Source organism: Mucilaginibacter xinganensis (assembly GCF_002257585.1).
Lineage (GTDB): Bacteria > Bacteroidota > Bacteroidia > Sphingobacteriales > Sphingobacteriaceae > Mucilaginibacter > Mucilaginibacter xinganensis.
Map to the genome: position 1 here is coordinate 4,830,274 of NZ_CP022743.1, position 12,915 is coordinate 4,843,188.

A 12,915-nucleotide genomic window follows, 5' to 3' on the forward strand; every position below is an offset into this window, starting at 1 on the left:
TTATTACCTTTTACTTTACCTCAAGTTTTACGCGTTTAATTATCCTACAAATTGTGCTTGCACAGGTATAAACTGCCGTTAGAAAGATCTACATCCAGGAAAACTATTACTTCTTTATTGTCGATTACTACCTTCGTGGGCGAGGATGCGTTTTCAAACACGGTACCATCTGAAAAATAGAGGCCACGATAACCCATCCAAGCCATGCCGGTTTCATTGGCATTTAAAAACAGATTTTTAGGTTCAATCGGATTATTGAATTTAAAAAAAACAGCACCATTTCTTTCAAGTACAGTGTTGTTGCTGTTAACAGGGATATAAAAAACATTGCCTGTATTGCGAAGCCAAACCTGGTTATTTAATATATCATTAATTGGCAGTTTTGCTCCGTTAGACATATAAACTACCCGATCAACTCCTGAAATAGCGCCAATAAACTTACCGTCTGGGCTAACCAATGGCAGTGTGCCGTAAACCTTTGGCAGTGATACCCGAATGCCGTTTGATGCTACCATGTGGTAATTCATCCCGCCTGTAACGCTCATCCCAGCTATGGCAATAATAGTGGAGTCGGCATTATGGGCTATTTGGAACATGGCAAAGTTACCAACCGGTTTGCCGTTAAATGTCATGCTTTGCTCAGCCTTGCCGCCCATCATGCCTGACGCCACGTTGTGCCCGTCCTTCATTAGCGCATGGCCCTGGTCAATTTGGGTAAAGTCCGTGCTCCGCTGCTCCCACTCGCTGCCGTTTTTCAACGAATTGCGGATGCTCATATCAGGGGTCTCGCCGGTTTTTTGAAACTGTCCGTTGTTGTAGCTATACATGGCCATATTATAATCGGCTATTTTAGCAACAAGCTGGTTGTTAACTACTTCAACCCGTCTAAACCATATATCAAACCCATCCGGGCTGGCATTGCGCTGTTGCTGCGAGAAAGTCATTAAAACTACTCCGTATCCTGCAGGGTCGGTGTACTTTATGGCGGTTCCATCTGGTGCAACTGTGGTGCCAGGGGCTGCCTGACCGGTTACCTGGCTCTGTGCGGTTTTTGATGCGCCACTGGTTAATTTGTTTTTCAACTTATTAAACAGCTGTGCCGATGCCATATTGGCTGCAGCCAGGAACAACAAAGTGTAAATTACTTTTTTCATTATCGTTAGGTTTATATATTAATCAGCCCATAAAAACAACACCCAGCATTAATGCCGGTACTGTTTACAGCACGCTTAAAATCTTTTTAATTTGGTTCCGATTACCTTTATCAAGGCTGCTCCAACAGCCAGCCCGAGGAAAAATTGTTAATAGGAGTTTTCGACTGGATCAATACCCCATTGGCTGCAATACACAGGTACCCCCCCGTCATCAGGTTGCGGAACCTATATACATTCTGGTCGTTTGTGGTTTCCATGGTCCAATACCCTGCGCGGTCGGCATAGTTATCGGTAAACGTAACGTAGCCCCGCTGGTCAACCAGCAGATAATTTTCCTTCCACCGATTTTTTATACTAACATAATGGCTGTTGGGTATATCAAGTACCTGCCATTGCGCACTCCACCAGCCTGGATCAATATTTGTTGCCTGCGGCGGGCCCTGCTGGTTATTCAGGTACATATTATTAAAGCTGTTCTTAAGCTTTACAAATTCAAGCCCGTCGACCGGTTGTTGTTGAGGCGGCGGCGGTTGGTTGTATTGCCCGCCTGCTACGGGAACCAACTGCGGGCCACCTACTGAAGCTGACGCAAGCGGTGTTAGCTGGCTGGCCAGGTAGGTTACCTGCACATCGGGAAGGGTATTTAAAGGCGTGATTAAAATGGCGGTTGTGCTTATGGTTTGGCCCGGTTTAATCCAATAACCTATCTGTACAAATTGCCTTATCCTGTCAACTTTTTTGGGGTCGCAATCATTCACCATTGCCAGCACGTTGCAGGCTTCGGCATTAATAATTGCTTCTTTTGATGTTAACCTGGCACCAGTTGCATTCACACAGTTAAACTGCGCCAATTGGTCTGATACGTTATTCAGAACATTCCAGCCCTGTTTGTAGAGCATTATTTTACCCTGGTTAGTGGTGTTGCGAACATAAAAGCTCACAGCGTACCGACTAAAATCACCCTTGTTACCAACGGCTTTTACTTCGGTCGATTTAATGACGTAACCCAGTTCAAGCCCGTCGACCAGTGCAGGCTGTTTATCTGTTACCGGGAAGGTAGCGGGCTGCGCTTTTAGGCCGCAGTAAATCAGCAAAAACAGGCTGATTAATAAAAATACTTTTTTCATTTTCGCCAGAGATTTAAATACAAGCCGGTTAATTACAACACGGCTTGTTGGTGTTTTTAGCAGATGTACTTATGTTATTGTTCGGCCACACTGCCAGAGATCGATCCGGTAACGTCAGTAATAACTGAATTCTTAGGATCTGTGTTATCGAAATTGGATCCTTTGATCACTATTGATGGTAAAGTGAGTGAGATCTTTCCCGACGCGCTTACCGCAACTGTTAATGTTGAGCCGTCTAATCCGGTAGTCCCATAAATACCCTGTTTGGCTACAGTAACTTTATCTATAACTAAAGCAGCTACCTGTCCCGCCGCAATTTTTGTAGCATCACCAACTATAGTGTATGTCCCTGCTTTAGGTTTCGCGGTGCCTGCCCAGAAAAATATAATAGCCGCCTGTGCCGATTTATCAGATGACTGACCTGTTACACCCAGCGCATTCAGATCTTTTGTTCCCCCTGAAATGGAAGTTGCCGAATCAACAGCCGTTGTTTCCGTATAGGTATTTCCGTTAACCATAAACTTATAAGTGGTAGTGGTTGGTGTGGGGTCATTTTTGGTGCTGCACGAGTATGCAAAAAAGCATACGGCAACCAATACCATGTACATTACTTTCTTTTTCATTGTGGTGATTTTTGAGTTTATTTATTTTAATTGTTGTTTATTGTTTTACAAATTCAACCCTGCGGTTATTGGCTTTACCTTCGGGCGTAAGGTTATTGCTGATCGGTTTGGTGTCGCCAAAGCCTTTGGTGGTAAGGCGCGAGCCATCAATACCCATGTTTACCAGTTGTGACTTAACGGCATCGGCGCGTTGTTGCGAAAGCGTTGCATTGTGGGCTGCGCCGCCGCTGTTATCGGTATGGCCGTCAACCTCGAATTTTAAATCAGGATTATCTTTTAATATACCAACTATCATATTAAGGGTACCCATGCTTTCGGGCTTAATAGTTGATTTATCAATATCAAAGTTTATTCCGTGGGTAATGATTTTAGCATCGGTGAATTTTTTACCCAGCATGTTCATACCCCCGCCATTGGCAACGCGAACATTGGCTATTATAATAGGGTTATTAGGGTCGCCTATACCCTCTATATCAAATGCATGGGGTTTGGTACCCAGGTTTGGCGCTACTGCAACGCGATACTGGTCAACATATACCTTTAATTGGTTATTGCGGTAGGCGATGGCGATGTGGTGCCATTTATTCAGGTACCTTTCACTAAGAATGTCTGCGGGGATCTTGCCCTGCAAATCAAGGCCGGTTGTTTTATTTTCAATCCCGATTACGTCCGTAGCTATGGTTATACAGGCCTGGTCGCTTGATGCAGCAATTGCATTGGCGTTACTGTTATAGAAATATAATTTAGGGGGATACCCGCCGCTGCTATAATTATCAAACTCAATAGTAAATGCATCGCCCAGGTAAGACGGTGATTTAATTAACGGACTAACGTGTGCATAATTACCATCTGTTAATAAAAATGCCGGCCTTCCCGCTATAGTATTCACCACCGCCTGGCCCGCGCCCAGGTTCCAGTGCGCCGGAAATTCGCCGTTCTGGTCATCAGCAAAACTATCGTCAAATATAATCTGGTCGCCTGGTACAAAATCGTAGTTGTTGTAGGCACTTATCGGGCCTTGCTGCATACCAATAGCGGTGCCTGACTGGGTTGGCGGCGGAAGGGCGACAGGTGCATTTGCGGTAGTTGCAGGGTCTGTTTTCTTCTTCTTTTTAAACAAGCCTTTTATTGCACCGGCTGCTTTGTTAACGCCATTGTCAATAGTGCTTGTTTCCGTGTTGTTAACTTCGCTGGTGCCTGCTTCTTTTGCTATCTCGCCCGGTTTTAGTATCTGTGCACTGCCAAGCTGGGTTAGCAAACCCAGTGCGGTTGTGGCAATTAAAATTTTAAAATACTTCATAATATTGTTTTGTTTTATTAAAATGAATAACCTTTTAATACTTATCACAATCCAAAAGTATCTTCCTGAACACCAATAGCATACTCCCTAAAAAGGGAGTTTTTTTATGAGAAAATAAATCTCACTTTTACATTGTTACATATATAATATACACTAATACATGAGGTACCTCTTGCTGCTTGCTTTTTGCGTGCTGCTTCTCCCTTTTAAAACCATTGCGCAGGACGATGGCGCAAAAGAGCGCGCAAAATATTTTACTGCCGTAAAAAACTCAATGGACGACAGCACCAAAATGATCAATCTGATTGCCCTGGGTTATAATGTGTTTGCCGGTAGCAAGCCTGATTCGGCGCTTTATTATTATGACATGGCTTATAAAATAGCTACGCGGTTAAAAAACAAAACAGGTTTGTTAAAATACTATGCGTGTTATGGCGATGTACTAAGCTCGCAGGCAAAAAATTTTGAGGCAATAAACATGGCATTAAAAGCCGTAGCGCTGGCAGAAACTACCAATAATGATTATTTTAAAGGGGCAGCCTACAATAATATTGCCGGATGTTATACCGATGCCTCGGATATTGAAAAGGCCTACGCCTATTATTTAAAGGCTGTTGCTGTCTATGAACGTTTAGATGACAAAAAACACCTTGCCGCTGTTTATGCCAATATATTAGGCATCTTTTCTTCGGTAGGGCATTCCCCTCAGAAAGCGCTTGAATATGGTTTAAAGGCAATTGAGGTTAGCAGGGCGGTTAACAATAAAATTGTGCTGCAGGAAGCGCTTTTAAACGTAAGCTTTGTTTATGTGAACTTGGGCGAGCCAGATAAAGCCTTAACCCTTATAAAGGAGGCAAAAGGAATTAGCGAAAAGTTAAATGACAGGATTGCCCTGTTAAGTGAATTGGTTGCATTCAATAATATTTTTGCATTACAGGGAAAGTATGACTTATTAAAAAACTATACAGATGAGATAATGCTGCTGAGTAAAGAAACGGGGAATAAAAGAACTATTGCCGATGCTGATTACTTTTTAGCGCTGTACGCTTTTAATAAAGGAGACTATGTGTCCGCAAAATCACACCTTCAGGCATCTGTGGCTATTGCCCGCGAAACCGGTTCGGTTTTGGTTGAGGAGAAAGACTACAGCATACTTGGGGATGTTGAGCTGCTTACAGGCAACATTGCAGCATATCATCATAACCGGCTTTTGGAAGATTCAATAAGAACAAAACTTCATGCTGACCAGATCTTAATCAATACCCAGGAGCTTGAAACAAAATATAACGTATCAAAAAAAGAGGCAGAAATAAATAACCTGAATAAGGAAAAGCAGATCAGGGAACTTACTCTTCAAAAGCGCAGTATTTATATAGTGGTTTTAACTTGTGCAGTAGCAGTATTGCTTATTGTTGCCTGGCTATTACGAAATAACAGTATCCGAAAGGAAAAGCTACTGATATCTGAGCGGGAATTAAAAGAGCAACAGATCCAGATCCTGGAAAAAGAAAAAGAACTTCTATCAACACAAGCATTAATGGAGGGGCAGGAAGCGGAACGAAGCCGCCTTGCCAAAGACCTTCATGACGGGCTTGGGGGTATATTAACGGGTACTAAATATTCTTTAAGCAGTATGAAACAAAACATGATTATTAGTGCAGATAATGCTGCAGCCTTTGAAAAAACGATGAACATGCTGGATCAGTCAATTACCGAACTTAGGCGTGTGGCACATAACATGATGCCGGAAAGTTTGCTTAAATTGAGCCTGAACGATGCGCTTGAAGATTACTGCAACCAGGTAACAAACAGCGGTGCCCTGCCAATAACCTATCAAAGCTTCGGAATAGAGAAGCTTACTACCGATGAAGCTATAAAAATAGCTGTTTACCGCATTGTTCAGGAGTTAATAAACAATGTGGTAAAGCATGCCGCCGCCAAAAGCGCAATTGTTCAGATAGCACTTAAAGAAAATCTGTTAGGAATAACAGTTGAAGATGATGGTAAGGGTATTGAATTATCAGTGCTGTCAGTTGCAGAGGGTATGGGGTACAAAAATTTAAAGAGCCGGGTCGATTTTTTAAAAGGAAATATAGATGTGAAATCAGAGCCGGGTAAAGGAACTTCAGTTTTTATTCAATTACCGGTTTAATATGATAAAGATCATCCAGGTTGAGGACCATTGCTTAGTAACAGAAGGCGTAAGAACGTTTATTGCTGCAGAGCCTGACATGGAATATGCAGCATCATGCAACAGCGGCGAAAACTTGGTGCAGGTATTGCAAAGCCGGCAGCCTGATGTTATTTTGATGGATATAAACCTGCCTGATACAACAGGGATTGAGTTATGCAAGCTGGTAAAGGACAAATACCCGGGCGTAATGGTTTTAGCATTAAGTATAAATAACCAGCCGGGAATTATCCGTAAAATGACCGAAAGCGGTGCCAGCGGCTATGTTTTAAAAGACGCATCACGGCAGGAAATAATTGACGCTATAAGAACCGTGGCAAAAGGCAAAACATATTTCAGCCGTTCTGTATCCACAGCGCTGCGCAAAACCGATACCGCCGACCTGCCGCCTCTTACCCGCCGCGAAAGGGAAGTACTTGAGTTGATTGCCGATGGCTATACCAACTCGCAAATTGCCGAGTCGCTTTTTGTGGATGTTACCACTATTGATTTTCACCGCAAAAACATGCTGTCGAAATATAAGGTAAAAAATACGGCAGCCTTGATAAAGGTGGCGGTTAGCAATAATTTAATTTGATGCAGTGGTATTAAATGCCCTGGGTTGCTATTTCATCAGGAAGTTGGTAGCTGCCGTTACCTGGCTGGGCTAATTCCCCTCTCCTGCTCCAAAAGTAAACTGCGGTAATAAGGCATATCACCGGTAATACAGCGCCAAACTCATCAATAAAATATTTGGTGTGCCCGGTGTCTTTTGTAAGTGGCGAAAAAAAGTTCTGGATAAACAGGTTGTGGCTTGCATGAAGTATTGCTGCCGCCCATAAGCTGCCCGATTTGAGCCTGAACCAGGTAAAAACAAAGCTGATGCTTACCACCATAACCGTAAAACAGGTAAGCCCATACCAGGCAGGCGTGCCGCTGTTATAATCGGCAAAAATAAGGATTGGAAAATGCCAAAAGGCCCAGATAAAGCCCACAATTAATGAGGTTTTGGTGTAGCTGGCGTTTTTATACAATTCAGGCACTAAAAATCCGCGCCAGCCAATTTCCTCACCCAAACCGGTCGACAGGCTTGCCGCCATACCTATTATCCCCGTAAAAATAAAATAAAGAAATATGACCATTCCGTTTGGCAAATGATCCCACCCAAATGCTTTTGCAATTTGCGCTACCGCTTCGGCGTTATAAAAACCACCCCAGCCCGTTACCCAGATTATTAAATAGGCCACCAGGCTATAAATCAGGGGCACCAGGTAAGCCCATAACATATATCGGGGATTGTTCCAGCCTCCCCAGCCAAGATTTGCGATTTTCCGTTTTAATATTTTACTGGTGATAAAAGCTGACAACGCAGGCGCCCACATTAGCCCGGTAACATACATGCCATAACCGCTGCCAAGTTTACCGGTATGTATCACCAAAAAATAGTAAATGGAACTTATTCCAAATGTGATCAGCAAAAATAGCGTAATTGCTTTACGGCTTTGGCCTGCAGGCTGTTCCATATAGGTTGAAGGTTTTAGTGATAATGAATATTATAATAAATGTAAATAAAATTAATCAACAAAAAACATGACCGAATTTTATTTACTGCACTGTTACTGCATCATTAACCAGTTTTTTCAATTCAAAGTAACGTTCGTTACGGCCTGTATTTTTTATATAAAATGTCATTAAAAAAGCAGTGTATTTTCTATTGTTATTAACCCAGGGAAAGCTCCCAAACAGGCCCGGGCTGCTAACCGTATTATCCCCCATAATCCATTCACCGTACCCATAGCCCAAGCCTTTTGCTTCAGCAGGAGTATAAGCAATTTTTATATCGGGAGTGAGCCTGTTTACCTGCATTTGGGTGATACTGTTTTCGCTAAGGATTCTTTTGTCATTAAAAACGCCTTTACTTTTTATCATCACCAAAAAATTAAGGTAATCCTCTGGCGTGCTTATGGCCCCACCCGCAGGTAAAGCAACTTTGCCTTTACCAAAATCCGTATTCTTCATATTTAACGGGCGGGCAATGCGTTCGGAAAATAGTGTTTCAAAGCTTTTACCGCTGATCTTTTCTAAAACAGCGCCGGCAATTTGCAGGCCAACGTTGCTATAATGAAACACCTTACCGGGCTCACCTTCCACCGGCATTTTTGCTATATCGTCTATCGCATCATCCATGCTATTTGCTGTCTTCATCTCCGCAAGACTTTCCTTCAATTTAGGTGCTTCAATGCCTGTTAAGTGTGAAAGACATTGGCCTATGGTGACTTTTCCTTTTCCATGCGCTGTTAAAACAGGAAGGTATTTGCCAACCGTATCGGTAAGCTTTAATTTGCCTTCATCAACAAAAGTCATTATTAACGCGGCGCTTAACCATTTGCTGCAACTGGCAACAGGCTGGCGCGTTGATGGTGTATAATCATCCAGATCGGCAGTCTTTCCCTGTTTGCGGGCAAAATATTTATTGGCCATTTTTTGCCGCAAATTCATATCATTCACAGCATGCGAATAAATCATTTTTCCGTCTTTGTAAATTACCAGTATTGCTCTTCCACCCATTTCGCTGGTATTTTCGGCAAGCCATGCGTCTGTTTTTTTAAAATCATATTGCGCTTTAACTATGCTACAGTAAAACAAGAGCGTTGCGGCTAAAAATATTTTTCTTAATGTCATGGTGCTTAAAACTAACTTAAGATAAACATAAGTAAAATATGTTTTTATAAGGGAAAAGTTAAGGTTAAACTGCAAAAACAGGGGCTGAAGGATTTTATCTTAAGTGTGATTGACTAATTGCGGCTAAAAGTACAATTGCAATATGTTGCCGGTTTATTGTTAAACCGATGGTTAATTTTTTACATTTGAAACTACGATAAATTCAATTTTATGATGAGAATGATTTCACCCACAGCTAAAGCTCTTGCATTGATTTGTTTGATTATAGTTAGCACAAAATCTTTTTCTCAATCAGCAATTGCTGTAAAACAAATTAAAAACAATTTACATAACAGTTATTATGTATCAAATAAGGCACCGCTAACACCTCAATATTTTATTAAGCTGCCGGTAACGGCTATAAAACAGGAAGGCTGGCTAAAAAAGCAACTGGAATTGCAACGCGATGGGCTGACCGGTAACCTGGGTGAAATAAGTGTGTGGCTTTCAAAAACCGATAATGCATGGGTAAATAAAAGCGGCAAGGGTAAATATGGATGGGAAGAGCTACCCTATTGGCTAAAAGGCTATGGCGATATGGCGTACATGCTAAAGGACCCCAAAATGCTGAAGGAAACAAAATTTTGGATTGATGCTGTTATAAATAATCAAAGAGCCAATGGTGATTTTGGTCCGCTTAATGAGACTAAGCCCGGCAGGCGCGACCTTTGGGGAAATATGCCAATGCTTTGGTGCCTGCAATCGTATTATGAATATTCAAATGATCCGAGGGTATTAAAGCTAATGACCGCTTATTATAAATATGAAATGAGCGTTCCCGACAATTTATTTTTAAAAGACTATTGGGAAAACAGCAGAGGCGGCGATAACCTGATCAGTGTTTATTGGCTATATAACCGTACCGGCGAAAGTTGGCTGCTGGATTTGGCAACAAAAATCGATAAAAATACAGCTAATTGGCGCCAGGCAAATAATTTACCAAACTGGCACAATGTAAACGTTGCCCAATCATTCAGGGAGCCTGCAACATTTTGGATGCAAAGTAAAAATCCGGCCGACCTGCAAGCCAGCTATACCGACTTTAAACTGATCCGTGATATTTATGGGCAGGTACCGGGTGGTATGTTTGGGGCTGATGAAAATGCACGCAAGGGCTATGATGATCCGCGCCAGGCGGTTGAAACCTGCGGCATGGTTGAACAAATGACCTCAGATGAGTTTTTACTCCAATATACCGGCGATACTTTTTGGGCTGATAACTGCGAGGATGTAGCATTTAACACCTTCCCGGCTGCTTTTATGCCCGATTACCGCGGACTACGCTATTTAACCGCACCGAACATGGTAGTTAGCGATAGCAAGAACCACGCACCGGGGATTGATAATGACGGTCCTTTTTTAAACATGAACCCTTTCAGCAGCCGTTGCTGCCAGCACAACCATGCAGCAGGCTGGGTGTATTATGCTGAAAACAGCTGGATGGCCACTCCGGATAACGGGCTGGCAGATCAGCTTTACGCAGCAGGTTCTGTTACCGCAAAAGCCGGAAATGGCAAACTTGTAACTATTGTTACTACAACTCAATATCCATTTAATGACCAGGTTGAGCTGAAGGTTTTAACCGCCGGGGCGAACACCTTTCCAATTTACTTACGGATCCCTGCCTGGTGCAGCGATGCCAGCCTGCAAGTAAATGGCAGGGCAATTGCCGTTAATGCGCAAGGCGGCCAATACATTAAGCTAAGCAATAATTGGAAAAACGGAGACAGGATAACACTGCACCTGCCAATGAAAATTGCAACCCGAGAATGGGAAAAGAACAAAAATAGTGTAAGTGTAAATTATGGCCCGCTCACATTTTCATTGAAAATTGATGAAAAGTACGTAAAGAACACCAATAGCAGGGAAACCGCAGTTGCCGATGCCAAATGGCAGGAAAGTGCCGATCCGGCAAAGTGGCCAACGTTCGAGATTTACCCCGCCTCGGTATGGAACTACGGATTACTTTTAAATAAAGGTAATCCTGCTGAATCGTTTTCCATTGAAAAAAGAGCGTGGCCAAAAGATAATAATCCGTTTACTAACACCAATGCGCCAATAACACTGATAGCAAAAGGAAAACAGATTCCTGAATGGAAGATTGACCAATATGGCCTGTGCGGGTTACTTCCGGTTAGTCCTGTAAAAACAGCGGAACCGAAAACAAGTATCACATTGGTGCCAATGGGAGGTGCCAGGTTACGCATTTCGTCATTTCCGGTGGTACAGTAGTTTTAGGCTTTTTACATTTTCAGTCTGATACTTACAGGGAATAAAACGGTCGCCGGAAACGTAAGATTTCGCATTCCACGATGGGGATTTTTAATCCTTGGTTTTGGACCACGTGCTAAAGCTCCTAAGGCTTACTAAACTGCCATTGTTTTTTTTATACTCGTCATTCCGAACGTAACAAATGTTACCGTTTAGCTTTTTTGGCAACCTTAATTTTGTTGCAAATAAAAAGCTAATGAGCCGGATAAAATATCTTATTGCAATTCCTGTTGCTACATGCTTCCTTTTTTATGCATTTACCAGCAAAGTTGCCGCGCAGGAAGTCTCCAAATACCTTAGTCTTAACGAAGCCATTTCTGCTACACTAACTAATAATAAAGACATTCATCTTGCCCTGATTGATGAAAGTATAGCGGCAGCCAATTATAGGCAAACAGCGGCTATTTTTCTGCCGCAGGTTAATCTTTCTTATACCGCTATGCGCACAAATGACCCGCTAAGTTCATTTGGATTTAAACTGGAGCAGCGATCGATTTCACAAGGTGATTTTAATCCTGCGCTTTTGAACAATCCTAACGCTACTGCCGATTATATGGCTAAACTGGAAGTACAGCAGCCATTGATCAATATAGATATGCTGTATCAGCGTAAGGGGGCGCAAAAACAAACCGAGGTTTATAAATACAAAACGGACCGCACTAAAGAATCTTTGATTTTCGAGGTGCAGAAAGCATACCTGCAATTACAACTTGCATACGATGCTTTAAAGGTTTCAGCTGGGGCATTACAAACTGCAAAATCAGTTTATACTTTTACTGATAATCATTTCAAACAAGGATTAATTCAAAAGTCGGACCTGTTAAATGCCCAAGTACATGTTACTGGTGTTGAAAGCAACCGGGCCAAAGCACAAAGCGCCATAAAAAACGCATCTGATTATCTCGGCCTTTTAATGGGGCAGCCAACTGGCACTATTTATAAAATTAATGGCGATTTCCAGCCTGCAGGATCGGCTGCGGACACTGTTAAGCAAATACTAGCGGACAGATCTGACTTTATGGCCATGCAAAAAGCAATTGAAGCATCTGGCTTAATGATCAAATCGAGCCAGATGAGTTATCTGCCGAAACTTAATGCATTTGGCAATTACCAGTATAACGATAGCCGTTTAAACGGCTTCGGTGCAAACGCTTACTTGTTTGGTCTGCAGTTATCCTGGAATATTTTTAATGGGAATAAAACAAAGAACGTTATCTCAGCTCAAAAATTAGAACGCGATAAACTCACTATTCAGCTGGTACAGCAAAAAGATCAGAGTAAGTCGGAGCAGGATAAAGCTTACCGGGACCTTTCAGATGCCAGGTTTGAAATAGAACAGGAAAAAAGTGCTATTGAACAGGCATCAGAATCGTTACGCATTTTACAAAACCGGTATAACCAGGGCCTGGTAAATACAACTGATGTACTTATGGCTGATACCCAGCTTTCGCAATTAAAATTCTCGCTCGCCCAGGCGCAGTTTACCGTCAATGTTACCAGGGCATATATTCAATTATTAACCTCAACTACTACCAAATAAACGATCAGA

General features: G+C 42.3%; 10 protein-coding genes. 4 read left to right on the plus strand and 6 right to left on the minus strand.

What is annotated here, in order from left to right; genetic code table 11:
* Nucleotides 1-44: 44 nt before the first annotated feature.
* The 4 genes from MuYL_RS21030 to MuYL_RS21045 form a co-directional block, all read right to left on the minus strand.
* Complete coding sequence (locus MuYL_RS21030) at nucleotides 45-1,154, minus strand: hypothetical protein (protein WP_094572420.1); 1,110 nt, start codon at nucleotides 1,152-1,154, stop codon at nucleotides 45-47.
* Between the two features lie 110 nt (nucleotides 1,155-1,264).
* On the minus strand, nucleotides 1,265-2,281 hold the full coding sequence (locus tag MuYL_RS21035) for an RICIN domain-containing protein (protein WP_094572421.1): 1,017 nt from the start codon (nucleotides 2,279-2,281) through the stop codon (nucleotides 1,265-1,267).
* Between the two features lie 74 nt (nucleotides 2,282-2,355).
* On the minus strand, nucleotides 2,356-2,904 hold the full coding sequence (locus MuYL_RS21040; RefSeq protein WP_094572422.1) for a hypothetical protein: 549 nt from the start codon (nucleotides 2,902-2,904) through the stop codon (nucleotides 2,356-2,358).
* Between the two features lie 37 nt (nucleotides 2,905-2,941).
* Entirely contained in the window at nucleotides 2,942-4,204 is a 1,263-nt protein-coding gene (locus tag MuYL_RS21045; protein ID WP_094572423.1) for an OmpA family protein, read from the minus strand.
* Between the two features lie 160 nt (nucleotides 4,205-4,364).
* Here MuYL_RS21045 and MuYL_RS21050 point away from each other — a divergent pair, with 160 nt between their 5' ends.
* Both MuYL_RS21050 and MuYL_RS21055 read left to right on the plus strand, forming a co-directional pair.
* Nucleotides 4,365-6,356: an ATP-binding protein gene (locus tag MuYL_RS21050; RefSeq protein WP_094572424.1), complete on the plus strand. Its 1,992-nt coding sequence runs from the start codon at nucleotides 4,365-4,367 to the stop codon at nucleotides 6,354-6,356.
* A 1-nt stretch (nucleotide 6,357) separates the two neighbouring features.
* The gene (locus MuYL_RS21055) at nucleotides 6,358-6,972 is read left to right on the plus strand and encodes a response regulator (protein ID WP_094572425.1); all 615 of its coding nucleotides are present in this window, start codon (nucleotides 6,358-6,360) and stop codon (nucleotides 6,970-6,972) included.
* A gap of 10 nt (nucleotides 6,973-6,982) precedes the next feature.
* Here MuYL_RS21055 and MuYL_RS21060 read toward each other — a convergent pair whose 3' ends face one another.
* Entirely contained in the window at nucleotides 6,983-7,897 is a 915-nt protein-coding gene (locus MuYL_RS21060) for a CPBP family intramembrane glutamic endopeptidase (protein ID WP_094572426.1), read from the minus strand.
* An 82-nt stretch (nucleotides 7,898-7,979) separates the two neighbouring features.
* Entirely contained in the window at nucleotides 7,980-9,056 is a 1,077-nt protein-coding gene (locus tag MuYL_RS21065; protein WP_094572427.1) for a serine hydrolase domain-containing protein, read from the minus strand.
* A gap of 210 nt (nucleotides 9,057-9,266) precedes the next feature.
* Here MuYL_RS21065 and MuYL_RS21070 point away from each other — a divergent pair, with 210 nt between their 5' ends.
* On the plus strand, nucleotides 9,267-11,327 hold the full coding sequence (locus MuYL_RS21070; protein ID WP_211710193.1) for a beta-L-arabinofuranosidase domain-containing protein: 2,061 nt from the start codon (nucleotides 9,267-9,269) through the stop codon (nucleotides 11,325-11,327).
* 235 nt (nucleotides 11,328-11,562) lie between these two features.
* Complete coding sequence (locus MuYL_RS21075; RefSeq protein ID WP_094573053.1) at nucleotides 11,563-12,906, plus strand: TolC family protein; 1,344 nt, start codon at nucleotides 11,563-11,565, stop codon at nucleotides 12,904-12,906.
* Nucleotides 12,907-12,915 lie beyond the last annotated feature (9 nt).